General features: G+C 63.6%; 22 protein-coding genes. 11 read left to right on the forward strand and 11 right to left on the reverse strand.

Annotation, left to right across the window (positions count from 1 at the left end; all coding sequences use genetic code 11):
- The first annotated feature begins 10 nt into the window (after positions 1-10).
- Positions 11-1,171: a UxaA family hydrolase gene (locus FVE66_RS18055; RefSeq protein WP_151448869.1), complete on the forward strand. Its 1,161-nt coding sequence runs from the start codon at positions 11-13 to the stop codon at positions 1,169-1,171.
- A gap of 155 nt (positions 1,172-1,326) precedes the next feature.
- Here FVE66_RS18055 and FVE66_RS18060 read toward each other — a convergent pair whose 3' ends face one another.
- A complete protein-coding gene (locus FVE66_RS18060) occupies positions 1,327-2,319 on the reverse strand; it encodes a MerR family transcriptional regulator (protein WP_151448870.1) in 993 nt (330 codons plus the stop codon).
- A 187-nt stretch (positions 2,320-2,506) separates the two neighbouring features.
- On the opposite strand from FVE66_RS18060, the gene folE2 reads away from it, so the two are divergent.
- Positions 2,507-3,328, forward strand: a complete 822-nt coding sequence (folE2, locus tag FVE66_RS18065; protein WP_151448871.1) for a GTP cyclohydrolase FolE2 — start codon at positions 2,507-2,509, stop codon at positions 3,326-3,328.
- A gap of 810 nt (positions 3,329-4,138) precedes the next feature.
- On the opposite strand, the gene FVE66_RS18070 is transcribed toward folE2, so the two are convergent.
- Positions 4,139-5,734 carry a gamma-glutamyltransferase family protein gene (locus tag FVE66_RS18070; protein WP_151448872.1) on the reverse strand — a complete coding sequence of 532 codons (1,596 nt, stop codon included), beginning with the start codon at positions 5,732-5,734 and terminating at the stop codon, positions 4,139-4,141.
- Between the two features lie 201 nt (positions 5,735-5,935).
- Between FVE66_RS18070 and FVE66_RS18075 the strand changes: the two genes are divergently transcribed.
- Positions 5,936-7,348 (forward strand): DUF3422 family protein, encoded by a 1,413-nt coding sequence (locus tag FVE66_RS18075; RefSeq protein ID WP_151448873.1) that lies wholly within the window; start codon positions 5,936-5,938, stop codon positions 7,346-7,348.
- 21 nt (positions 7,349-7,369) lie between these two features.
- Here FVE66_RS18075 and FVE66_RS18080 read toward each other — a convergent pair whose 3' ends face one another.
- The 4 genes from FVE66_RS18080 to FVE66_RS18095 form a co-directional block, all read right to left on the reverse strand.
- Positions 7,370-8,452 carry a sensor domain-containing diguanylate cyclase gene (locus tag FVE66_RS18080; protein ID WP_241673271.1) on the reverse strand — a complete coding sequence of 361 codons (1,083 nt, stop codon included), beginning with the start codon at positions 8,450-8,452 and terminating at the stop codon, positions 7,370-7,372.
- 155 nt (positions 8,453-8,607) lie between these two features.
- The gene (locus tag FVE66_RS18085; protein ID WP_151448875.1) at positions 8,608-9,264 is read right to left on the reverse strand and encodes a DUF1345 domain-containing protein; all 657 of its coding nucleotides are present in this window, start codon (positions 9,262-9,264) and stop codon (positions 8,608-8,610) included.
- 104 nt (positions 9,265-9,368) lie between these two features.
- Positions 9,369-9,755: a SirB2 family protein gene (locus FVE66_RS18090; protein ID WP_338325405.1), complete on the reverse strand. Its 387-nt coding sequence runs from the start codon at positions 9,753-9,755 to the stop codon at positions 9,369-9,371.
- Positions 9,756-9,759: 4 nt separating this feature from the next.
- Complete coding sequence (locus tag FVE66_RS18095; protein ID WP_151448876.1) at positions 9,760-10,230, reverse strand: RrF2 family transcriptional regulator; 471 nt, start codon at positions 10,228-10,230, stop codon at positions 9,760-9,762.
- Positions 10,231-10,337: 107 nt separating this feature from the next.
- On the opposite strand from FVE66_RS18095, the gene FVE66_RS18100 reads away from it, so the two are divergent.
- Entirely contained in the window at positions 10,338-11,564 is a 1,227-nt protein-coding gene (locus FVE66_RS18100) for an NnrS family protein (protein WP_151448877.1), read from the forward strand.
- Between the two features lie 90 nt (positions 11,565-11,654).
- Here FVE66_RS18100 and ribA read toward each other — a convergent pair whose 3' ends face one another.
- The 3 genes from ribA to FVE66_RS18115 all read right to left on the reverse strand — a co-directional run bounded on the left by ribA (position 11,655) and on the right by FVE66_RS18115 (position 14,172).
- Entirely contained in the window at positions 11,655-12,281 is a 627-nt protein-coding gene (ribA, locus tag FVE66_RS18105; RefSeq protein ID WP_151448878.1) for a GTP cyclohydrolase II, read from the reverse strand.
- A 106-nt stretch (positions 12,282-12,387) separates the two neighbouring features.
- On the reverse strand, positions 12,388-13,518 hold the full coding sequence (locus FVE66_RS18110) for an alkene reductase (RefSeq protein ID WP_151448879.1): 1,131 nt from the start codon (positions 13,516-13,518) through the stop codon (positions 12,388-12,390).
- Between the two features lie 93 nt (positions 13,519-13,611).
- The gene (locus tag FVE66_RS18115; protein WP_151448880.1) at positions 13,612-14,172 is read right to left on the reverse strand and encodes an NADPH-dependent FMN reductase; all 561 of its coding nucleotides are present in this window, start codon (positions 14,170-14,172) and stop codon (positions 13,612-13,614) included.
- 212 nt (positions 14,173-14,384) lie between these two features.
- Between FVE66_RS18115 and FVE66_RS18120 the strand changes: the two genes are divergently transcribed.
- The 7 genes from FVE66_RS18120 (at position 14,385) to FVE66_RS18150 (ending at position 21,101) form a co-directional block, all read left to right on the forward strand.
- Positions 14,385-15,764: an NAD(P)/FAD-dependent oxidoreductase gene (locus tag FVE66_RS18120; protein WP_151448881.1), complete on the forward strand. Its 1,380-nt coding sequence runs from the start codon at positions 14,385-14,387 to the stop codon at positions 15,762-15,764.
- A 1-nt stretch (position 15,765) separates the two neighbouring features.
- A complete protein-coding gene (locus FVE66_RS18125; protein ID WP_151448882.1) occupies positions 15,766-16,578 on the forward strand; it encodes a DUF1365 domain-containing protein in 813 nt (270 codons plus the stop codon).
- Positions 16,575-17,861 carry an SAM-dependent methyltransferase gene (locus FVE66_RS18130; RefSeq protein ID WP_151448883.1) on the forward strand — a complete coding sequence of 429 codons (1,287 nt, stop codon included), beginning with the start codon at positions 16,575-16,577 and terminating at the stop codon, positions 17,859-17,861. Before FVE66_RS18125 ends, FVE66_RS18130 begins: the two co-directional genes overlap by 4 nt.
- Complete coding sequence (locus FVE66_RS18135; RefSeq protein ID WP_241673272.1) at positions 17,818-19,197, forward strand: MFS transporter; 1,380 nt, start codon at positions 17,818-17,820, stop codon at positions 19,195-19,197. Before FVE66_RS18130 ends, FVE66_RS18135 begins: the two co-directional genes overlap by 44 nt.
- Positions 19,198-19,261: 64 nt before the next feature.
- Positions 19,262-19,822, forward strand: coding sequence for a DUF3833 domain-containing protein (locus FVE66_RS18140; RefSeq protein ID WP_206668791.1), 561 nt, complete (start codon positions 19,262-19,264; stop codon positions 19,820-19,822).
- Positions 19,823-19,848: 26 nt separating this feature from the next.
- Positions 19,849-20,655: an SDR family NAD(P)-dependent oxidoreductase gene (locus FVE66_RS18145; RefSeq protein ID WP_151448884.1), complete on the forward strand. Its 807-nt coding sequence runs from the start codon at positions 19,849-19,851 to the stop codon at positions 20,653-20,655.
- Positions 20,656-20,660: 5 nt separating this feature from the next.
- Positions 20,661-21,101, forward strand: coding sequence for a nuclear transport factor 2 family protein (locus FVE66_RS18150; RefSeq protein WP_151448885.1), 441 nt, complete (start codon positions 20,661-20,663; stop codon positions 21,099-21,101).
- Between the two features lie 101 nt (positions 21,102-21,202).
- On the opposite strand, the gene FVE66_RS18155 is transcribed toward FVE66_RS18150, so the two are convergent.
- Together FVE66_RS18155 and FVE66_RS18160 are read right to left on the reverse strand one after the other, a co-directional pair.
- Entirely contained in the window at positions 21,203-21,589 is a 387-nt protein-coding gene (locus FVE66_RS18155) for a Zn-ribbon domain-containing OB-fold protein (protein WP_151448886.1), read from the reverse strand.
- A gap of 4 nt (positions 21,590-21,593) precedes the next feature.
- Positions 21,594-22,757 (reverse strand): thiolase domain-containing protein, encoded by a 1,164-nt coding sequence (locus tag FVE66_RS18160; RefSeq protein WP_151448887.1) that lies wholly within the window; start codon positions 22,755-22,757, stop codon positions 21,594-21,596.
- Positions 22,758-22,824: the final 67 nt, after the last annotated feature.

Genomic DNA, 22,824 nt, shown 5'->3' on the forward strand with positions numbered 1-22,824 from the left:
ACCAGACAGCATGTCTCCATTTTCCTTCGCCGGGTACCGCCGCACCGACGGCCGCATTGGCATACGTAACCATCTGCTGGTGCTGTCGACGCTGGCCCTGACCAATCGCCTGGCCGAACTCTCCGCGGCGAGTACGCCCGACGTGTTGCTGGTTGCGACCGACTTCCAGCGCGGTTTGCGCGGGCGTGACGCGCAGATGCAGGAACGGGTGATCCGCGGCCTGCTCAGCCATCCGAACACCGGCGGCGCCGTGATCTTCGTGCATGACACGCCGGCACGCGAGCGCTTCCTGCAATACGCCGCGGCGCTGGGACGGCCGGTGCGGGTGGTGGCGTTCATGGAAGGCCGTGGCATGGCCGATTCGGTGCGGCGCGGCGAGGATGCGATTGCCGCTGTCGGGCGCGAGATGGCCAGCAGGCCGGACGCAACCGGCAGCCTGGGCGACCTGACGCTGGCGCTGGAATGCGGCGGTTCGGATCCGACCAGCGCGGTGTGCGCCAATCCTGCCATCGGCGGCCTGGTCGACCGCGTCATTGCCGCTGGCGGGCGCGCCATCGTCAGCGAAACCGCCGAATTCATTGGCGCGGAGCCGGTCGTGCTGGCCCGCGCGTCCAGTCCCGCCGTCGGACAGCAGGTGCTGCAGGCGATTGCTCGCTGCGAGCAGATGATGCAAGCCGACGGCGAAGACTACCGGGGCGTCAACCCGACTCCCGAGAACATCGCCGGCGGGCTCACCACCTTGATCGAGAAGAGCATGGGCGCCGTCGCCAAATGCGGAACCTCGCCGATTGCCGGCTGCCTGGATTTTGCGGAAACACCGCAGGGTCCCGGACTGTATTTCATGGACACGCCCTTCTTCAGTCCGGTCTCGATCACCGGGATGGTGTGCGCCGGCGCGCAACTGACCCTGTTCGCGATCGGCGTCTTCAATCCATCCGGCAATCCGGTCGCGCCGACCGTGAAGGTTTGCGGCAATCCGCAGACGCTGCGCGACTGGCCGGATGCAGTCGATGTCGATGTCTCGATGCTGGTTGAAGGCAAGGGCATGTTGCCGCAGGCGGTCGAGCAGCTGGGCCATCAGGTCCAGGCAATCTGCAATGGCGAACAGAGCTGGACCGAACGCTGGCGCGAAGGCCAGGTGCTAGGCGTCAGGAGCCTGCCCGCGCTGTAACAACGCTGGCGGGAAACACTGCGCGGGCCGATCCAGGGGCCTCCGGCTCTCATCCCGCCTGCGTGCGATTGCGCTCCTGAGCCCCAACCCAGCCCGAACTTAGCCCGAACTTAGCCCAAACTCAGCCAAAATCGCGACCCCGCCCGCTGCGTTTCTTACCTGCCTGACAGGCCAGGCGCCTTGCCCGGATGGCGCTCGCGCCATGCCGCGACTGCCGCGGCAATGCCGGTCAGCTCGGGTATCGCGTGAATGCCGTCGGCGCCCGACAATCCGCGCTTGCCCAGTGCCTGGCAATGGCCACCGACCCAGATCTCCGCTTCGGCCGCAAGCTGGCCGCGCAGGCTGAGCAGGCCGTCGACCGCCTGCGAAGGACTCATGCACATCGAAAACGACAAGGCGACAATGTCGGCACGCTGGGCATCGGCTGCCATCACGATATCGGGAAGCGGCGTTTGCACGCCCAAGGAAACGCAAGTGCATCCGTGCAGCGCAAGCAGCACTTCCGCCATCAACAGCCCCAGCGCATGCTGCTCCTGCGGGAACGTGGTGAGCACGACGCGTGGCCGATCCTGCGTGGATTCAGGATCGGGGACGCTGCGCCGCACCGACCCCAGCGCGGTGCGCATCACGTGCGTCAGCTGCTCGGTGAAAATATGTTCTTCGAACACACGGATTTCGCCGCGCGCCCATGCTTCGCCGACTGCTGCGCACAGCGGCGCCGCGACATCGATGACGAACTGTTCGAGACCACGCTTGAGTACCGCGGTTGACATCGACTGTGCCAGCGCGCCGGTCTGGTGGCGACGCAGCAGGTCGATGAATTCCGCAATCTCCGGATCGGGCACGGAATCCGGCACGCCGGCCACCTGCCGTCGCGCCGCCACTTCACCCGCCAGCGCGTTCAGCTCGTCCATCCCCATCGGAACGATCTTGCCGGGACGGCAGCCGCCGTCCATCAGCCGGCGCAACAGCCGCAGCTTTACTACCTGGTCATGGGGATAGACGCGTTCGCCATTGGCATCGCGGTCCGGGGCCGGAAAGCCGTAGCGCCGCTCCCACACACGCAGCGTGTCCTTGGACAGACCGGTATCGCGTTCTACCAGCGCAATACTCGCTCCGCGTTGACGATCATCCGACGATTTTTTCATTGCTGTATGCCGGAGGCCTGCATCAGATGGATTATTTTGTCTTGGACAAATCGTTGACAAATGAAATTTTGCCTCATAGGATAGCGCAACACCCCTTCCTTGCCTAGGACAACCTGGATTCCTGCTTGGACACCCGCTACCCTGTCTGCGGCTTTGGCCGCTGCGCAAACTCACCTGGGAAAAATTCGTGAACGCACCCGAAAAAATCTTCCTGCCCGACGTGCAAGCGGATGCCGATGCACGCAATATCGCCATCCAGCGAGTAGGCATCAAATCAGTCCGGCACCCGGTGGTAGTGCAGGGCGTGCAGGGACAGCAGTCCACCGTTGCTACCATCGACATGATGGTCGGGCTGCCGCCGGAGGTAAAGGGCACCCATATGTCGCGCTTTCTGGAAGTGCTGCAGGCGCATCGGGAACCGCTTTGCGCTGGGGGCCTGGCCGATATGCTGGCAAAAATGCTGTTGCAGCTGGATGCCAGCACCGGGCTGATCGAGATGCGCATGCCGTATTTCCTGAGCAAGGCGGCGCCAGTCTCGGGCGTGGAAAGCCTGATGGATTACGAACTCACCTTGCGCGCCGAGCAGCGCGCGGACGGGCCGGCGATCACGCTACAGGTACAGGTGCCGGTCACCAGCCTGTGCCCCTGTTCCAAAAAGATCTCGGCCTATGGCGCGCACAACCAGCGCTCGCATATCGTGATCGCGGCCACCGTGGTACCCGGCGCCGAGCTGACCGTGGAGGAGCTGATCGCGCTGGCCGAGCGCAGTGCATCATGTGAGCTGTGGGGCCTGTTGAAGCGGCCGGATGAGAAATACGTGACCGAGCGGGCCTACGAAAATCCGAAGTTCGTCGAGGATCTGGTGCGGGATATCGCAGTCGAGCTGGACCAGGACCCGCGTATCCAGCGCTATGAGGTTTCGTCCGAGAACTTCGAGTCGATACATAACCATTCGGCTTATGCGTGGATCGAAGGACCTGCGGGCAGGGGATTGCGGGCTCGGGCTTAGTTCGACTTGGCTGATTGAGCGGCAAGGCTGCAGGTCTCTGCTGTTCGGGCTCCCTTTCAAAGGGGAGTCGCTTGGTGAGGCGTTTGGTGGCTTTGTCGCTTTGTGACTTGCGGATGGTGTGGCTGGGTTTGTTGTTTGTCGTTGTGAAGCCGGGAGACACCCCGGCGGGGTGTGTAACTTTCTTTTGGAAAAGAAAGTCACCAAAGAAACCAAAGTCAAAACCCACTTGGCCAACGCCCGCTTCGATAGCCAACCAGACGCGGACGCCTGGCCGAACCAGTGCTGCGTTCGCGAGGAGTGTACTGCCACACGTTCGCCTCTGACCGGGATCAGCCAAACCGCTTCAATGCCGCCGACCGCACACCACCGCTCGTTGACTCCCAATTATTTTCGAAGCCGCTAATTGGCTCTTGAGGTTTGGTTGCCAGGGGGCGCGAGCAATTCAGGGCATTTTCTTCAGTTCTCTGCCTTTCTTGAACAGCCCCCCTCCGTCGTCTGTTTGAAGCTTCGAAAAACATTAAGAGTCAACGGTGCGCCGGGCATCGGTATAAGACACTTCGCCGGGTTGGCTGATTAGGTAAGCGGCGTACAGCCGAGGGACCATCTCTCGCGAACGTCGCACTGGATTAGCCCAGGCGTCCGCGTCTGGTTGGCGTTCGAACCCAGCGTTGGCCAAGTGGGTTTTGACGTTTTTTCTTTGGTTCCTTTCTTTTTTTAAAAGAAAGGAACACACCCGCCGGGGTGTCTCCCGGCTTCACACCGACAACCTTCAAACCCAGCCAAACGAACCGCAAGCCCGAGAGCCGCAAATCAGAACGCCGACACCATCCCGTCCGACCTTGGATCTGACGCCCCCTCCAGCAAGCCATCCGCATGCCGGACCAGCGCACCGGCATGCCCGACCGTTTCATCGTAGGCCTGCAGGATCTCCACTTCATGCCCACGCTGGCGCAGTTCGTCCACCACCGTGGCTGGAAAACGCTGCTCAAGCTTCAGCGAATCGGTGCTCTGGCCCCAGGTGCGTCCCAGTAACCAGCGCGGCGCGCTTACCGCAGCTTGCAGGGCTTGGCCGAACACTACGTGACGGGTGAACACCGCTGCCTGCGTCTGCGGCTGGCCGTCTCCGCCCATCGTGCCGTACACCATCACCCTGCCATCCTTCAACCGCGCCGCTGCGGGGTTCAGCGTATGGAATGGTTTCTTGCCAGGCTTCAGGGCCACCAGCGCCTGCGGATCCAGGCTGAACGATGCGCCGCGGTTCTGCCAGTTGATGCCGGTGCGCGGCAGCACCACGCCACTGCCGAACTCATGATAGATGCTCTGGATGAATGAGACCGCCATGCCGTCCTGGTCGATCGTGCCCATCCAGATGGTGTCGCCGGGCCCGCGTCCCTGGCCCCAGGGTGCGGCGCGCGCAGGGTCGATACGGCGCGCCAGCGCGTCGAGTTGCTGCGCATCGAGCAAGGACTGGCCAGTCACCTGCATGTACGCGGGATCGGTCACGTGCCGGTCGCGCAACCCGAAGGCCAGCTTGGTCGCCTCCACCACCAGGTGCACATGGTCGGCGCTGTCCGCCTCCACAGCAGCCAGGCCGGCACGGTCGAGCAGGCCGAGGATCGCCAGCGATACCACGCCCTGGGTCGGCGGCGTCATGTTGTACAGGTCGCCCGCCGAGTGGTGCAGGTGGAGCGGCACCGTGCGCGCTGCCGCGTAGCGCTGCAAGTCCTCGCCGGATACCAGCGACCCGACCTCGGCCAAGTCGCGCGCGATGTCATCCGCCAGCGATCCGCGGTAATAGCTGTCCAGGCCTTCGGCCACCAGGCGCTCCAGCGTCGCTGCCATGCGCGGCTGACGAAAGCGCTGGCCGGCGACCGGGAGTTCACCATCGATCAGGAATTGCTGCGCAAATCCGGGCTGCTCACGCAGTTCCGGAAGCTTGCTGCGGGTGGCGGCTTCCTGGCTGCGGGTTACCGGCACGCCGTCGCGGGCATAGGCAATTGCATCGCGCAGCAGGCGCGAGACCGGCATCTTCCCGCCCATTTCGGCGGCGAGATCGAGCGCACAACGCCACCCACCCACCGTTCCGGCGACCGTGTTGGCAGCGAGCGGACCGCGCATCGGGATCGCCGCACACCCGCGCTCGCGGTAGGCCTCGATGCTGGCGGCGAGTGCGGCGGGGCCGCAGGCGTCGATTGCAATCGGCTCGCCGCCCGGCGGCACGATTACCCAGAAGCTGTCGCCGCCGATGCCGTTCATGTGCGGATAGACGACAGCGATACTGGCGGCAGCGGCGACCATTGCCTCGATGGCATTGCCACCCTCGCGCATGACTGCCGTTGCGGACTGGGCTGCAAGATGATGCGGCGCGGTAGCGATTGCGCCGTAGGCGCGGGGAGTATTGAGCATTGCAGACCGGTAAAGTTGAAAGGGGATAGGTTGATTGCAGCAGCAAAGCTCCGCAAGAATTGTGCCCTCCTGCATCACGAAGCGTAACAAAAGACGGGCAAAAATGGGTTCATCCCCGGCCACGATTTCCGCTCAACGCCAGGACGCACCAGAATGGTGATTAAAACGCCCACTCCTGTGCGTCCGTGCACCAGGACAACAATGGCTGCGCGTATCTTGCGGCATCGGAATTGCAGTGATACCGTCCTGCCGGTGAATCCATCAAATCCCCCCCTCTCCGCTAGCGCGGATCCTTTGCAGGCAGGTCCGGCTCGCGGCAGTACGCTGCTTCCTCCGGACGACGGCCTGCGCGGCGTGCTCCATGGCGAAATCCACGCGCGCCCCCCGGCCCGCATCGACCTGCCCGCCCTGGTGGTGTTGGTCACGGTGCTGAATGAAGGCGTCGACCGCTCTGCTGAATGCGATCACCTGAACCGGCTACCCGGCCAGGGCGGGCTGGCAGCGGCCGATCTGCAGCTGAACTTCATGCGACTGAGACTCGACGGCGCGACCCTGCGCTGGGAGCGCCATGGCGAGTTCACCCGTTATGTACTGATACAGGCCTTGCCCGAAAATATGCTGGCCGATGGCGCCGGCAGCGCCTTGCATTCTTCGCTGAGGGTGGAGCCTGCATGGCTGGCCGCCATCCCCGGCCGCACCATCGCCGCCATCCAGCTGGCAATGGTGACCGGCGACCTGAGCGAACCGCAGGTGGCGCTGGCCTCGGCGCAACAATGGTTTGGCGGGCGCACTGTAGTCGCCTCGCTATTGGGCAATGGCCATTCGCTGGCGCTGACCGACTTCCATCTGCAAGCCGACGGCTTTGAGCGGATGCTGGTGATCGCCAGGCCCGGCACCAGCCGTGCCCGCGCGGGTCGCATTGCCCAGCGCCTGCTCGATCTTGAAACCTATCGCCTGATGTCGCTGCGCGGACTGCCGTCGGCGAAAGAACTGGCGCCAGTGCTGGCACAGTCGGAAGCGGCCCTTGCCGACATCACGGCCCGGCTTGAATCGCGGACCTCGTCGGAAGATGATTTGCTGGACACGCTGATCCACGTCGCCGCCGGCGTCGAGCGCGCCACCGCCCAGCATGCTTACCGTTTCTCGGCCACCCAGGCCTATGACGCGCTGGTGCGCCAGCGCATCGTCGAGATGCGCGAGCTGCCGGTGCCGGGAACCCAGACCATCGGGGAATTCATGCAGCGCCGGCTGTCGCCGGCAATCGCGACCGTCGTCGCCGCCTCGCAGCGCCTGGGCTCGCTGTCACAGCGGATTGAACGCACCAGCGGCCTGTTGCGCACCCGGGTCGACATCGCGACTGAAAAGCAGAACCACCAGTTGCTTGCCAAACTCACGCGCGGGCAGGAATTGCAGCTGAAGCTGCAGGCGACCGTCGAAGGACTGTCGATCGCGGCCATTTCCTACTATGTTGTCAGCCTGTTGCTGTATGGGGCGAAGTCGCTGAAGGCGCTGGGCGTGCCGGTGCAGCCGGAGGTGGCTGCCGGCGCGCTGATCCCGGTGGTGCTGTTTGGCGTATGGCGGCTGACCCGCCGCATCCACGCGCGGCTGCACTGAACACGCTGCGGCTGGCCTGTTTCAGGCCAGCGCGACAGCTTCGGCGGCCACCACCACGCAGTTGCGGCCATTTGTCTTGGCCCGGTAGAGGGCCATGTCGGCGCAGCGGATGAGCTCTTCCGCCACCGCCCCATGCGTCGGAAAAGTGGCGATCCCGGCCGAGAGCGTGGAGCGGATCTGCGCGGTGTCGTAGCTGACAACGCTGGCGGCGAACGCTTCCCGCCATTGTTCGGCGCGCTGCTGAGCGATCGCGGCCGGCACGCCCGGCAGCAGCAGCATGAACTCTTCGCCGCCGTAGCGGCATGCCACATCGGACGCGCGCGCCTGGCCCTCGAGTATCGACGCCAGCATTTTCAGGACCGCGTCGCCAGCAGGATGGCCATAGTTGTCATTGAGATGCTTGAAATGGTCGATATCGATCATCACGACAGAAAGCGGCTGTTGTTCGCGGGTGCAGCGCACCAGCTCCCGTTCCAGGGTGGCATCGAAGTAGCGCCGGTTGTACAGCCCGGTCAAGGGATCGCGGTTGGCCTGTTCGCGCAACTGGGCCTGCAGCACGCCGATCTCGTCGAGCTGGCGCTTCAATGCCTGCTCGCTCACTCGCAGCTGTTTGCGAGTCTCATGCAGCTTGACCGCGCGGGCATAGCCATTTTCCGCGACCACCAGTATGTAAAGGAATACCGCCAGTATCGCCAGCAACGTCGCCGGCCAGCCGGTGGCGGGAGAAAAATGCCAGCCGCCGATTGCGACCGCCAGCAGCGACCCGGCCAGCATGGACGACAATCCCTGGAAGAATCCGCTGCGACCGCGAAATACCGTCATGTTGACCGTGACCGTCACCAGCGAAATGAAGGTGATCCAGACTGGAAATCCGAGTGCCGCAGACCAGATCCCGAAAAAGAGGCCATCGAGCAGCAGGTTGTTCATCTCGGCCCGGCGCTGGTCGCGCGCGCGCAGGGCCCGCCAGTAGATCAGTTGCGGATAGGCGATGAATTGCAGCGCCAGCAATATCCAGGTGAACGGCCCGTAGTCCAGCGTGGAAATGTGCGCCCCGATGGTGACGGCCAGCAGCAGGCCGCACAATGAGCGGTTACGGCGGTTCATGCGCACTGTCCAGTGAACTGGCTGGACCGGCGGTGCACTCAGGGACAACATTTCCATTCAGCAAGTGTAGCAGGTGGCAGTTGCGCGCCGTTTCAATAAATGTCACCGTCAACGCGATGTCACAATCTGACGTCGGCAGCCCATCCCCACCATTCTTACTGACCCAGCAAACCGGCGGCTATGTTCACGGAAAGGCCGAGGATGGCTGCGTTGAACAGGAAGCTCAACACCGATTGCGCCAGCACCAGCCGCCGCAATGTATGGGACAGGACGATAACGTCGGAGGTTTGCGCCGCCACGGCGATCGTGAACGAGAAATAGAGAAAATCCCAATAGTCGGGCTGCTCCCGCCCGCCCGGGAACATCAGGGGGCGATGCCGGTGGTCGGCTCGATAGAACAGGTGGGCATAGTGGATGGTAAATACCATGCCAAGCATCAGCCAGGAACCGACCAGCGTCACCGCCGTAAAGGCATAGTGGCCCAGGCGGTCGGCCAGCGACAGGTGGCGCGTCCCGGTCAGTTCGAAGGCGATCGCGGCCACGCTCAGCACAGCGGCGAGCGACAAGATGACCAGCACCATGCGAGCACTGTTGTCTTCCTGCGCGGCGATGACGCGCACTTCATCGGGATTGGCACGAACCACCAGCCAGGCCAGCGACACCAGGTAAGCCCATACGCCCACATTCCACCCGGCGAGCAGGCGCTCAATCGGATTCTGCAATGTGGTCAGCAGGAGCCCGGCACCCATTCCGACGACGATGCTGATGGCCAGGCGCGGGCGGTGATGTGCAAAGCGTCTGATCGAGTCCATGCGATGTATCACGATTGCAAGGTGACGATTATGCACCTCCTTGCGGGCGAGACATCGGAATATCGCAGGCCCCGCAGCAAGTCCAGCCACGCCTGCGCATCAACTCAGGCCAGGTTCCACCCGGGATCGCGCGTGAGGGCAACCCCGACGATATAGGTGAATGTCAGGACTGCCCCGCCCAGGGCCGCCACGCGAATGCCGCGGGTGCGGCCCCGTTTCAGCGCCACCGTGCCAAGCAGGATATAAATCACCAGTGCGATCACCTTGGCACCCAGCCAGCCGTGTACGAAGGGATATTGCCGGCTCCAGGCGGCAAGCCCGATCGCGCTTGCCAGCAGGATGGTGTCGATCAGGTGCGGAACGACCTTGACCCAGCGTTGCTGCAGCCGGGGCGAATCGGCCAGCATCCAGGCGGCGCGTAACAGGAACAGGCATCCGGACAGTGCTACGGCACCAACGTGGACATGCTTCAGCGCCAGGTAGCCAATCATTGGTTCAGGCCTTTTTCCGGACAGCAGGAATGAGTGTCACAACCGACAGCGGCACAGACTTGCGCAAGCTGGAAGCGTTGGAAAGTATCTGCTCCAGCGTCACCTCATCCAGCACCGCCAGCCAGGCCTGTGTGGCGCGCCGCAGCAGGTCCTTGAGCTGGCAGGCTGGTGCCAGCACGCAGTCGTTGCGCGCCTGGTCGAAGCACTCGACCATATTGAAGTCAGGCTCGGTCAGCCGCACCACGGCGCCGATATTGATTTCGCCGGGCTCGCGCGCGAGGCACAGCCCACCCCCTCGTCCGCGCGTTGTCTGCACCATCCCGGACAGGCCTAACTGGTGCACCACCTTGGTCAGGTGATTGTTGGATATGCCATAAGCATCCGATATCTCCCTGATCGTCACCAGATGGTCGCGATGCAGGCCCAGGTAGATCAGGGTGCGCAAGGTGTAATCGGTGTAGTCGGTCAGTCGCATGAGCCCTGCATTGTTTCAATGGTTGAGTCGCCAGCGCGATCCGGGGATTGCTTTCCGGCCGCGTCGAATATAACATGCATTTAACTTACATCTTTAAATGACCCGCCATGACAACGCCTGCCATCCAGCAATCCGCGAGCCCGCCCGTCTTCAGGGAAGCCGTCCGGCGCCAGGGAGAGCCACCGGCCGCGAGTCCGATACCGCCTCTGTTCCGGCTCGGCTTCCGTCCCTTCTATCTGCTGGCCGCAACTTTTGCCGGGGTGGCCGTGCCCTTGTGGGCCGCCAGCTTCCTCGGCCTGACGAACATCAGGACCGGGCTCGCCTGGCATGTGCACGAGATGGTATTCGGCTTCGCGATTGCGGTCATCATTGGATTCCTGTTTACGGCCGGCCGCAACTGGACCGGACTGTGGACACCGCGCGGACGCCACCTCGCGGCGCTCGCCGGCCTCTGGCTGGCCGGCCGGCTGGCGATGCTTGCCGCACCGGCCGGCGCCGCTGCGGTCATCGACCTCGCCTTCATTCCCCTTGCCGCATGGCCGCTGTATCAGGTGCTGAGCCGTTCCGGCAACAAGCGCAATTTGTTCCTGGTCGGATTGCTGGGGCTGCTGTCGACGCTCAATGCCATCTTCCATGCCTCGGTGCTGGGATGGCTGGCGGTCAATCCGATCCATCCGGTCCAGTCAGCAATCCTGGTGATTGTCATGATCGAAACCATCATCGGCGGCCGCGTCATTCCCGGCTTCACGGCGAACATGGCGCGCGGCGCGCAGCCCGTGGTCAACGCGCAGCGCGACCGCATCTGCATCGCCCTGGTTGCCGCGACTGCCCTTGCGTGGAGCGTAGGCCTGCCCGCGCCGGTAACCGCCAGCTTCAGCATCGCGGCCGCCTTCGCCGTCCTGACCCGCCTGCTGGGCTTCATGCCGCAGCGCTCCGTGCGCCATCCGCTGCTGTGGATATTGCATCTTTCCTACGGCTGGCTGGTCATCGGCCTGTTCCTGCTCGGCCTGTCATCCCTCGGCTTGGTCAGTACCAGCGCGGCATTCCATGCGCTCGGCGTCGGCGCGACTGCCGGCCTGGTCATCGGCATGCTGACGCGCACCGCGCTCGGGCATACCGGACGCCCGCTGAAAGCGGGCGCAGCAGAAATCACGATGTACCTGGCCTTGCACGCGGGCGCCGTGCTGCGGGTGCTGGCATCGCTGCAGGTGACGGATTCGTATGCCTTTCTGGTGGGAGCCTCGGCGCTTTGCTGGAGTGCCGCTTTCCTGCTGTATGCGGTGGTGTACGGCCCCTGGCTTTGCAGCGCGCGGGCAGATGGCAAGGATGGTTGACCCACAATCACCGGCATTGCCCTGCGGCCAGCGGTCGGGCCGGGGCAAGTACGCCAGACCGGGGCGACGAGGGCTATCGATCCGGGAAGCTCAGAACAGGTGCCCGAGCTTGCTCGATTTGGTATCGAGATAGCGTTCATTGGCCGGGTTGCGGTTCACCGCGAGCGGCAGCCGCTCGGCCACATTAACGCCGGCGGCCTGCATTGCCGCCAGCTTGCGCGGGTTGTTCGTCATCAGCCGCAGCGACTTGATGCCGAGAGCGTCCAGCATGGGCCGGACGATGGAGTAGTCGCGCAAGTCGGAGTCGAATCCGAGCGCGTGGTTGGCCTGCACGGTGTCGGCGCCCGCATCCTGCAGCCGGTAGGCACGCAGTTTGTTGACGAGTCCGATGCCGCGACCCTCCTGGCGCAGGTACAGCACAACGCCACGCCCTTCGGCCGCGATCCGTTGCAATGCGGTTTCCAGCTGCGCGCCGCAGTCGCAACGCTGGCTGAACAGCGCATCGCCGGTCAGGCACTCCGAATGGATGCGCGACAGCACCGGCTCACCGTCGGCGACGTTGCCGAGCACCAGCGCCAGATGTTCCTTGCCAGTTGCATGCTCGACAAAAGCGTGCAGGGCAAATGTCGCCCACGGCGTCGGCAAGTTGCACGGCGGGATGATGTCGAATGGCGGATCCGTTGCCGGGCTGTGTGCCTGCGGTGGCGTTGAAGTCATGAAAGAAAGCTATTGGATGGTTCGGTAAGACAGGTCATGCACGCCAGCATAAACGAGATGGCTGCCGGCGGGTACGCCGCCCTGCGTGCTGACCGTTCAGATGGCGTCAGCCTTCCAGCGAAGGATAATCGATATAACCCACCGGGCCCGGCTTGTAATAGGTTTTCGCATCGGCCTGGTTCAGCGGCGCATCCTTTTTCAGGCGTTGCACCAGGTCGGGATTGGCCAGGAACAGCCTTCCGAATGCGACCGCATCAGCACGGCCGGTCTCGACCGCGTCGATTGCCATCTGGCGCCCATAACCGTTGTTGGCGATGTACGCGCCGCGGAATGCCTTGCGCGCCGCGGCGAAGTCGAAGCCTGACAGCTCACGCGGGCCGCCGGTGACGCCCTCGACGAAATGAATGAAGGCGATGCCGCGCTTGTCCAGTTCTTCAACCAGGCGCCCGAACACGGGCTGGGGATTGCTGTCCGTCAGTCCATTCACCGGCGCCACCGGGGAAAGGCGGATGCCTACCCGTCCAGCGCCAATTTCCGCCACGACTGCATCAACCACCTCGAGAGCAAACCGGCAACGGTTCTCGACCGAGCCGCCGTAACGGTCGGCGCGCTGGTTGGCGCCATCGCGCAGGAACTGGTCGATCAGGTAGCCATTCGCGCCGTGGATCTCGACACCGTCGAAGCCGGCCCGGATTGCATTGGCAGCAGCGCGCCGGAATTCGTCGACGATGCCGGCAATTTCATCCATTGCCAGCGCTCGCGGTTGCGGCACCTGCACCTTGCCTGAATGTGTATAGGCGTCCATCTCGGGCTGGATGGCGGACGGCCCGACTGGCTGCACGCCACCGGTCAGTTCCGGATGCGTGACGCGCCCGACATGCCAGAGTTGCGCCAGGATTTTTGAGCCCGCCTGATGGACCGCGTGGGTGATACGCTTCCAGCCGTCCACCTGCGCATCCGAATAGATGCCCGGCGTCGCCATGTAGCCCTTGCCAAGCGGCGACACCTGGGTGCCTTCGCTGATGATGAGGCCGGCGTTGCTACGCTGGCGGTAATACTCGACGTTCATCTCGCTGCCCGGAATATCGCCGGCGGCTTCATCCGCACGGCTGCGCGTCAACGGCGCCATCACCACGCGGTTGGCGATTTCAATGTCGCCGATTCGGGTCGGCTGGAACAGCTTCACGGCTTCGGCCCGGCTGATGTCGGGATCGGTTTGCGTCAGTGGTGCATTCATCGCTTCTGCTTTCTCTTGCCCTGGGGACGGCCGGACCGGCATGGGCCGGTTGCCGTGGCCCATTGCTGTAGTCCGGTTATTGCGGCCCGACTACTACGCCGTATGCTGCTCAACCCAGGCCGAGAATGCGACCCCGAACTTGGACAGGAATTCGCGCGTGCTTTCTGCCGTCATGTTGCCCTCGGCGTCGAACATGCCGGCGACGTTGCCAAGATAAACCTCAGGCTGCTGCATGCAGGGCACATTCAGGAATACCAACGACTGCCGCAGGCTGTGGTTGGCGCCAAAGCCACCCAGCGGGCCCTGTGAAATGCTGACCACGGCGCCCGGCTTGCCGCTCCAGACCGCTTTGCCGTATGGCCGCGATCCGACGTCGAGCGCATTTTTCAGTAGCGCCGGCAAGCCGCGGTTGTACTCCGGCGTCACGAACAGCAGCCCGTCGCAGTCACGGACCTGGTCCCGGAAACTCAGCCATTGCGCCGGCGAATTGCCAGCATCTTCCAGATCCTGGTTATAGAAAGGGAGCTGGTCGATCTCGATGATTTCCATGCTCAGCGAATCGGGCGCGAGCGACACGATGGTCTTTGCCACCTTGCGGGAAAACGATTCCTTGCGCGGGCTTCCTACCAGTACGGCGATTTTCTTACGGGCCATTTATGTTCCTTTTTGGGAAGGTTACGGAAATGAGGCTGAATCAAGCCGCCCTATTCTACTGACGCCGCCGTCGATTTGCTTGCGGCCAAGCCATCGCAGGATGAAAATCATCTTGTCTTGGACAATTATTGGACAATTCTGATTATGATGTAGAATTTCCGGTGAAATTCAAATATTTGACCAAGACAAACTAAGCGAACTAGGCAAGGCTAATGAACATTGCTGTCATCGGCGCTGGCATCAGCGGACTTGCGTGCGCATGGAAGCTCGAGCGCCTGTTCGCCGAGCGCGGCCAACACCATCACCGCGTCACGCTGTTCGAATCGAACCGCTACTTCGGCGGACACAGCAACACCGTCGAGGTGGGCTTCGACACGCCGGCCGGGGTCGTCTCGCACGGCGTTGACACCGGCTTCCTGGTCTTCAACCGCCGCACCTATCCGCAACTGGTTCAACTTTTCGAGGAACTCCAGGTAGCGACGGCGGCATCCGACATGTCGTTTGCCGTGTCAATCCCGGAACTCGATCTTGAATGGTCGGGCAGCAGCCTGGATACGGTCTTCGCGCAACGCCGCAATTTGCTCAATCCGCGCTTCCTGCGGATGCTGGCCGATATCATGCGTTTCAACCGGCTCGCGACCGGCTTCGCCGCATCGGGGGAGCTGGATCAGTTGCATGTTTCGCTGGGTGATTTCCTGATCCTGCACGGGTTCTCGGCCGAATTTCGCGACTGGTATTTCCTGCCCATGGCCGGCTGCATCTGGTCCTGCCCGACAGCGCAGATGCTCCAGTTCCCCGCCAGTACGATGATCCGGTTTTGCCACAATCACGGACTGTTGCAAGTAAGCGAGCGCCCGCAGTGGAGCACGGTCCAGGGCGGGTCACGGGAATATGTGCGACGGATGGTGGCGCAGCTGCGCGATGCGCGGCTTGACCCGGTGATCGCCGTTCGCAGGAAAACGACAGAACACCAGGCGCAGGACGCGAACAAGGCCCCGGGAAGCCTGCAGGTTCACAGTAATGCCGGGGTCGAAACGTTTGACGAGGTGGTGTTCGCCTGCCACAGCGACCAGGCACTGGCGTTAATGGCGGACGCCACGCCCGACATGCGAGCGGTGCTGGGAGCAGTGCAGTACCAGCCCAATCGAGCTGTGCTGCACACGGACACATCCCTGTTGCCAGCACGCCGCAAAGTCTGGTCGGCCTGGAATTACACCAGGCGCATGCCGGCGTCGCCAGCGGCCGACGGACCGGGAGCGCAGGTGTGCGTGCATTACCTGCTGAACCGCTTGCAAGCGCTGCCCCCGGCCTGGGGTGACCGTGCTGTCATCGTCAGCCTGAATCCCGTGACGCCGCCAGACCCGAACCTGGTGCTGCGCGAAATCGACTATGCGCACCCGGTATTCGATGCGGCGGCCATTTCGGCGCAGCGCGAATTGCCGCAGTTGCAGGGGCGCCGCCATACCTGGTTTTGCGGCGCCTGGACCGGCTACGGCTTCCACGAGGACGGATTGCGCTCCGGCCTCGACGTTGCGAACCGTGTCGCTGCCTTGACGGCGCCCGGGGATTACGACACCGTGCGGGTCGCCTGAAATGAAACCGGGAACAGCGTCAGTGCAGTTGTGCCTTGCCCTGGTGCGGCATACCCGCCTGCGCCCGATCCGCCATGCCTTCAACTATCCGCTCTACCAGTTGCGGCTGCCGCTGCGTTCCATGCAGGAAAAGACCTGGAGCAATGCGCTGCTGTCGCATAACCGCTTCAACCTGCTCTCCTTCCACGACTGCGACCACGGTGACCAGGGTGAACGCAAGCAGCCGCCGCTCGAATGGATAGAGCGCCTGCTGGCGGCCGAGGGCATTGACGGCGCAGACGGCGAAATATGGCTGCAGACTTTCCCGCGCGTCCTCGGCTTTGTCTTCAATCCGGTCAGCTTCTGGTTCTGCGAATCTCGCGACGGTCAGCTGCGCGCAATCCTGTGCGAAGTGAACAATACCTTCGGGGAGCGCCATTGCTATCTGCTGGCCGGCAACGACGGCAACAGCCTGCAGTGGGGCGCCGAACTGAGCGCGCCCAAGCGCCTGCATGTCTCTCCATTCTGCCCGGTATCGGGCCGCTACCGGTTCCGCTTCATGCAAAGCACCCGGCCCGGCCCGAACGGCGCCACCCTGCTGCGTCATGTGGCGCGCATCGACTATGAAGATGAGGACGGCCCGCTGTTGCTGACCAGCATAGGCGGCACCGCCCTGCCACTGACGGCGATGCGGGCGCTGGCCGCATTCCTGCGCCTGCCGTTCATGACCCTGGCTGTTTTCGTGCGCATCCACAGCCAGGCGCTGCGACTGTTCCTGAAGCGGGTACCCGTACTGCGCAAACCCGCTCCCCCTGCCAACCAGGTATCCCGATGATTGAAGCCAGCCCATTCAGAGCCCTGCTTGCACGACGCGACCGCGCGGCGGCCGAGGCCTCCAGTTCCCGTAATCCTGCGCTCGATGTCTCCCATTTCCCGATGGCAGGCAAGATCGCGGTGCGCGTGCTCGAACGCTTGCGGGCAGGAGCGCTGGCCGTGACCTTCCCGGATGGCCAGCGCGCTGTATTTGGCCACGGACCGGATGCTGCCGACATCACGCTGCGCAACTGGAACGGCGTTCACGCCGCCCTGCGCTCCGGAGACATCGGCTTTGCCCAGGCCTACATCGACCATGGCTGGAACACCAGCGACCTTCCCGCCCTGATGCATCTGCTGCTGGCAAACCGGCAGGCGCTGGAACAGTTCGTCTACGGCAGCTGGTTCGGCCGGTTGGCGCACCGCGTGCGCCATCTGCTGAACCGCAACAGCCGAGCCGGCAGCCGTCGCAACATCCACGCCCACTACGACATCGGCAACGCGTTCTACCGCCTCTGGCTGGACCCGAGCATGACTTACTCGTCGGCCATGTTCACCCATGCCGGCTTCAATGACGAAAGCCGCGACGACGAAACGCTGGCGGCGGCGCAGCAGGCAAAATATGAACGCCTGCTCGAACAGTTGCAGCTGCAACAGGGCGCTACCGTGCTCGAGATCGGTTGCGGATGGGGTGGATTCGCCAGCGTCGCGCAAGACCGCGGATTGCGGGTAACCGGGCTCACGCTGTCGTCCGAGCAGCTGGCCTGGGCGCGCGAACGCTGCGACCCGTCGCTGGTTGAACTGCGCCTGCAGGACTATCGCGATTGCGACGGACAGTACGACGCCATTGCCTCGATCGAGATGTTCGAAGCGGTCGGCGAACAGTGGTGGCCTGCCTATTTCGCGGCAATAGCGCGCAAGCTCAAGCGCGGCGGGCACGCATGCATACAGACCATCGTGATCGACGACAAGCTGTTCGAACGTTACCGCGTCAGCAGCGACTTCATCCAGCAAACCATCTTCCCGGGCGGCATGCTGCCGAGCGACCAGCAGTTCCGGCTGCATGCGCAACGGGCCGGCCTGGAAATCATCGACACCTGCAACTTCGGCCTCGACTATGCGCGCACCCTGCGGGTGTGGCGCGAGCGCTTCCACAAGGTGCTGCCACAGATGGACAAGCTGGGCTTCGATCAACGCTTCATCCGCACCTGGGATTTTTATCTCTGCTACTGCGAGGCAGCTTTCCGGAATGGAAATACGGATGTTGTCCAGTACACGCTGCGCCATGAAGGCAGCGGCGGATGAAGCCGGGCCGGGCCCGCGCCAGGTGACCATCATGGCGAACGGCATTGCCGTACGCAGCAGCAGCCTGCTCGCGTATGGGTTTCTCGGCCTGCCGCTGGCGTTTGCCGCCATGCCGCTGTACCTGATGCTGCCGGACTGGTATGCCCGCATGTACGGCATTCCGCTGGCCCTGATCGGCCTGCTGCTACTCGTCACCAGGCTAGGGGATGCCTTGGTCGACCCCCTGATTGGCTTATGGATAGAACGCGTGCGCGCCCGAGCCGACAGCTACCGGGTTCCGGTATGCGTTGCGCTGCCGCTGCTCGCAGCCGGCTTCATCGGCTTGTTCCACCCGCCGTCCTGGGCACTTGCCATGCTCCCCGCCTGGGCCTGCCTGATGCTGGTGATCACCAACCTCGGGTTCAGCACCGCCACCATCGCCTGGCAGTCGTGGGGCGCCGCAGCAGGCGGGTCGGCAGCCCATCGCGCCCGTGTGTCGGCCGTGCGTGAAATATTCAGCATCGGCGGTGTATTGCTGGCAACCGCCCTGCCCTCTGCGGGAGGCATGCCGCTGGTGTCAGGCAGCCTGGTGTTGCTCCTGGTGCTTGCCGCTGTACTGCTTGCGTACGTGCCGAATCAGCAAACGCAGGCAAGCGCCGGCTTCAGCGCTGCAATCGGAACCCGGCCCGCCGCCAGCATGCTGTCCTGCTGGACCGACACCCGCTTTCGGCGCTTGCTGGTCATCTTCGCGCTCAACGGCATCGCCAGCGCGCTGCCTGCAAGCTTGCTGCTGTTCTTTGTGCGCGATTCCCTGAAGCTGGAATCGCAGGCTCCGGTGTTCCTGGCGATCTATTTCCTGGCGGCTGCCTGTGCCATGCCAGCCTGGGTGAAGGCGGTTGCCCGGTTCGGACTGGTGCGCGCCTGGCTCGCGGGGATGATGCTGGCGGTATGCAGTTTTGCCTGGGTGATGCTATTGCCCGGCGCTGCGCCCGGGACCGCCTATGCAGGTTTCGCGCTGGTGTGTGCGGTTTCCGGCGTGGCGGTTGGCGCCGACCTGGCCCTGCCTGCGGCGCTGCTTGCCGGGGTGATCCGGCGTTCAGGTGGCGAGGGCCGGAAGGAAGGTCGGAAGGAAGGCCGGCAAGAAGGCCCGTATTTCGGTGCCTGGAACCTGGTGGTGAAGCTGAACCTTGCCCTGGCCGCTGGCGCTTCCTTGCCCCTGCTGCAACTGGCAGGCTACCAGCCCGGCGCTGGCCATGTTGCGGCACTGACGCTGATGTACGGACTTGCCCCTTGCGTGATGAAACTCTGTGCGGCCGCGCTGCTGTGGCGCTGGCGCACGCATCTGGAGACGACCTGACATGTCCGCAATTGCCGATCCAATCCCCCATCATTCGCGCCTGCCCGGCGCCGCTTCGATCCGCATGCTTGCATCCCGGCTGGCAAGCATGGGAGCGTGGCTGGTGCCGGGCCTTGCGCTTCTTGCCGGCTGCGCCAGCGTCGAGCCGGAAAGCTATGCGCGGGAAACCCCGATCCTGGACGTGAAGGAGTATTTCAACGGGACAGTCGACGCCTGGGGCATCTTCACCGACCGCTCCGGCAAGGTCGTCAAGCGCTTCACGGTAGAGATTCGCTGTCGTTGGGAATCCGTTGACGGCATAGAGACCGGAATCCTGGATGAACAATTCATCTACTCCGACGGCACCCGGCAACGCCGGGTATGGACGCTGCAGAAGACCGGCCCCGGCCAGTTCAGCGGCACCGCGGACGACGTCGTCGGCACCGCGCAGGGACGGTTGGCGGGCAATGCGCTGCAATGGCGCTATACGCTCGCCTTGCCGGTCGACGGCCGCGTCTGGAACGTGCAGTTCGACGACTGGATGTTCCTGATGGACAGCCGCGTGATGATCAATCGCGCCGTGATGAGCAAGTTCGGCGTACGGCTGGGCGAGGTCACGCTCTCGTTCCGCAAGCGGGGAGACTGAGCATGGTGCCATTCCGGATGCGTCCGATGAATCCGCCGGTGACTTCGTGGGCGGGAAGGCGGGTCTGGATCATCGGCGCCTCCAGCGGGATAGGCGCTGCCACGGCCCGGCTGCTGCGGCAGCACGGTGCCCGGCTGGCCCTATCCGCGCGCTCGGGCGCTGCGCTGCATGATATTGCAAATGAGCTGGCAAATGACCTGGCAAGCGAGACGGCGACAGATCAACCGCACGGCGTGACGATCCTGCCGCTCGACGTGACCGATGCAGCTGCAGTTATCGAAGCAGCACAGACCTTGCGACGCCTGTGGGGCGGCATTGACCTGGTGCTGTTCGCGGCCGGCGTCTACCAGCCCATGCGTGCGCAGGACATCGACCCGGTGGCTGCAGGGGCCATCCTCGACACCAACGTCAAGGGTGCGTACAACGTGCTGGGGGCAACCGTGCCGATGCTGCGGGCGCAGGGACAAGGCGCGGTGGCGCTGGTTGCCAGCGTGGCCGGTTACAGCGGCCTGCCGAAAGCCCTGGCTTACGGACCGGGCAAGGCGGCGCTGATCAACCTGTGCGAAGCGCTGTATTACGACTTGCACCCGGCCGGCATCGGCGTGTACCTGATCTCCCCCGGCTTCGTCGCCACGCGCCTCACGGCGGCCAATGATTTCACGATGCCGGCCCTGATCACGGCGGAACAAGCTGCCCGCGAGATCGTGCGCGGCATCGAAGGCGGCGAGTTCGACATCCATTTTCCAAAACGCTTTTCGCGCATGCTGAAGCTGCTGCGTTTGCTGCCCTACCGGCTCTATTTCCCCGCGTTGCGACGCATTACAGGACTGTGAACCAGATGAGCCAATCTTGTCATGCCGGGCACCTGCAAGAGCTGGTGCAATTTTTCCAGTCCATGACCGCCGCCGACGTGCCCCGTTTGCGCGAACTCTACGCGAGCGATGCATTTTTCAAGGACCCGTTCAACGAAGTGCATCACATCGACGACATCGAGCGGATATTTGCCAGGATGTATGCCGACGTCGACCGGCCGCGGTTCATCATCACCGGCACCGTGCAACAGGACGACCAGGCCTTCATTACCTGGGACTTCCGGTTCCACCTGCGGCGCTGGCGCAGCGATGAACAATGCATACGCGGATGCAGCCATGTCCGCTTCCATGAAGATGGCCGGGTCGGGTTTCATCGCGACTACTGGGATGCGGCGGAGGAGTTGTATGAAAAGCTGCCCCTCATCGGGGCACTGATGCGATGGATGAAACGACGAGCGCACGCCTGAGCGCGGCTGAGAGGCGTGACGTGACGTGACGTGACGTGACGTGACGTGACGTGACGTGACGTGGCGGACGGGCCAGGCAAAGCCCGGCCCTCCGCCGTTTTTCAGCCGGCAGGCCGGAACATCGGCACCGCAGTGCCATCCTCCGCTGGCTGGAACACCACTTCGACTTGCTGCCCGATGCGCAGCGCATCGAAATCGCATTCGACGATATTGCTCATGATGGTCGGCCCTTCCTCCAGCGTCACGAACGCGATCGCATACGGCACAGGCACGCGACGCATTGCGCTCCAGGAGTAAATCGTTCCCTTGCCGCGCGATGCCAGCCATTCGGTATCGTCGCTGCCGCAGAAGGGACAGATGCTCCTCGGATAAAAATGCGGCTCGCCGCAGGCGCGGCAGGTTTTCAGCAGCAGCTCGCCCTTGGCGGCCGCCTCCCAGAACGGCATGGTCTCCGGATTCTTTACCGGCGCTGGAATTTTTCTGCTCATGTTGCTACTCCCTTTCCAGGATCACGGTTGCCGAGCCATGCCGCGTGCCCAGCGAACCGCCGGTACCATGCGCGAGCGCGAGGTCGCAGTTCTTCACCTGCACCGCCGGATGCGCTTCACCACGCAGCTGGCGCACTGCCTCCAGCACCTTGGTCATGCCGCCACGGTTGCCGGGGTGGTTGTTGCACAGCCCGCCGCCGTCGGTATTGAAAGGCAGTTTGCCGACACCCGAGATCAGGTTCCCGTCAGCGACGAACTGGCCGCCCTTGCCTTTCTCGCAAAAACCCAGGTCTTCCAGCTGCATCAGCACAGTGATGGTGAAGCTGTCATACACGGAGGCATATTTGATGTCGGCCGGCGTCACGCCCGCTTCTGCAAATGCGCGCTTGCCCGACTCGACGCCACCTGAATACGTCAGGTCGACCTTGCCACCCAGGTGATATTTCAGGGCCTCGGCGGCGCCGATCACCTTGACCCGCGGCCGGTTCAATGTTTTCGCGACCTCGGGACTGACCACAATGATCGCCCCGCCGCCGTCGCTGACCACGCAACAGTCCAGCCGGTGCAAGGGATCGGCGACGATCGGCGAATTGATCACGTCCTCCACCGTCACCACGTCACGCAGCATTGCATGCGGATTGTGTTGCGCATGGTGCGATGCCGCCACCTTGATCCAGGCCAGCTGTTCGCTGGTGGTGCCGTACTCGTACATGTGGCGCATCGCGCACATGCCATACGCATTCACGATCGCCGGGCCGTAAGGCACCTCGAACCCACCCTCCGGGAACAACTCGGTGCGCAAGCCGAGGGAGGGGGCGCCGCCCTCGGCACGCGGGCGGCCTGCCAGCGTGATCAGCGCCACGCTGCATTTGCCGCTGGCAATCGCGCGTGCCGCATGGCCGACGTGCAGGATGTAGGACGAACCGCCGACATCGGTCGACTCCACATGCTTCGGCTTCAGGCCGATATATTCGGCCATCGACAAGGGTCCCAGCCCCGGGGCATCGCCGGCGCAAAAATAGCCGTCAACGTCATCCTTGGTCAGGCCCGCATCCAGCAAGGCGCCGCGTGCCACCTCGGCATGCAGTTGGGCCAGCGACTTGTCATCCGCCTTGCGGGTCGGATGCTCGTAAATTCCTGCGATGTATGCGCTGCCCTGGCTTCTCATTGCTGACCTCTCATTGCTGGCTTCTCATTGTTTGTTTTTCCGCATGGTCTGTCTTCTCCTCTTTTCC

This window comes from Lacisediminimonas profundi (genome assembly GCF_008831265.1).
GTDB classification, from domain to species: domain Bacteria; phylum Pseudomonadota; class Gammaproteobacteria; order Burkholderiales; family Burkholderiaceae_D; genus Lacisediminimonas; species Lacisediminimonas profundi.

What these genes read in the sequence shown, in the direction of transcription:
- FVE66_RS18055 (WP_151448869.1), top strand. Translation starts at nt 11, where the DNA reads ATGTCTCCATTTTCCTTCGCCGGGTACCGCCGCACCGACGGCCGCATT.
- FVE66_RS18060 (WP_151448870.1), bottom strand. Translation starts at nt 2,319, where the DNA reads ATGAAAAAATCGTCGGATGATCGTCAACGCGGAGCGAGTATTGCGCTG.
- FVE66_RS18070 (WP_151448872.1), bottom strand. Translation starts at nt 5,734, where the DNA reads ATGCTCAATACTCCCCGCGCCTACGGCGCAATCGCTACCGCGCCGCAT.
- FVE66_RS18075 (WP_151448873.1), top strand. Translation starts at nt 5,936, where the DNA reads ATGGCTGCGCGTATCTTGCGGCATCGGAATTGCAGTGATACCGTCCTG.
- FVE66_RS18080 (WP_241673271.1), bottom strand. Translation starts at nt 8,452, where the DNA reads ATGAACCGCCGTAACCGCTCATTGTGCGGCCTGCTGCTGGCCGTCACC.
- FVE66_RS18085 (WP_151448875.1), bottom strand. Translation starts at nt 9,264, where the DNA reads ATGGACTCGATCAGACGCTTTGCACATCACCGCCCGCGCCTGGCCATC.
- FVE66_RS18090 (WP_338325405.1), bottom strand. Translation starts at nt 9,755, where the DNA reads ATGATTGGCTACCTGGCGCTGAAGCATGTCCACGTTGGTGCCGTAGCA.
- FVE66_RS18095 (WP_151448876.1), bottom strand. Translation starts at nt 10,230, where the DNA reads ATGCGACTGACCGACTACACCGATTACACCTTGCGCACCCTGATCTAC.
- FVE66_RS18100 (WP_151448877.1), top strand. Translation starts at nt 10,338, where the DNA reads ATGACAACGCCTGCCATCCAGCAATCCGCGAGCCCGCCCGTCTTCAGG.
- ribA (WP_151448878.1), bottom strand. Translation starts at nt 12,281, where the DNA reads ATGACTTCAACGCCACCGCAGGCACACAGCCCGGCAACGGATCCGCCA.
- FVE66_RS18110 (WP_151448879.1), bottom strand. Translation starts at nt 13,518, where the DNA reads ATGAATGCACCACTGACGCAAACCGATCCCGACATCAGCCGGGCCGAA.
- FVE66_RS18115 (WP_151448880.1), bottom strand. Translation starts at nt 14,172, where the DNA reads ATGGCCCGTAAGAAAATCGCCGTACTGGTAGGAAGCCCGCGCAAGGAA.
- FVE66_RS18120 (WP_151448881.1), top strand. Translation starts at nt 14,385, where the DNA reads ATGAACATTGCTGTCATCGGCGCTGGCATCAGCGGACTTGCGTGCGCA.
- FVE66_RS18125 (WP_151448882.1), top strand. Translation starts at nt 15,766, where the DNA reads ATGAAACCGGGAACAGCGTCAGTGCAGTTGTGCCTTGCCCTGGTGCGG.
- FVE66_RS18130 (WP_151448883.1), top strand. Translation starts at nt 16,575, where the DNA reads ATGATTGAAGCCAGCCCATTCAGAGCCCTGCTTGCACGACGCGACCGC.
- FVE66_RS18135 (WP_241673272.1), top strand. Translation starts at nt 17,818, where the DNA reads ATGTTGTCCAGTACACGCTGCGCCATGAAGGCAGCGGCGGATGAAGCC.
- FVE66_RS18140 (WP_206668791.1), top strand. Translation starts at nt 19,262, where the DNA reads ATGCTTGCATCCCGGCTGGCAAGCATGGGAGCGTGGCTGGTGCCGGGC.
- FVE66_RS18145 (WP_151448884.1), top strand. Translation starts at nt 19,849, where the DNA reads ATGAATCCGCCGGTGACTTCGTGGGCGGGAAGGCGGGTCTGGATCATC.
- FVE66_RS18150 (WP_151448885.1), top strand. Translation starts at nt 20,661, where the DNA reads ATGAGCCAATCTTGTCATGCCGGGCACCTGCAAGAGCTGGTGCAATTT.
- FVE66_RS18155 (WP_151448886.1), bottom strand. Translation starts at nt 21,589, where the DNA reads ATGAGCAGAAAAATTCCAGCGCCGGTAAAGAATCCGGAGACCATGCCG.
- FVE66_RS18160 (WP_151448887.1), bottom strand. Translation starts at nt 22,757, where the DNA reads ATGAGAAGCCAGGGCAGCGCATACATCGCAGGAATTTACGAGCATCCG.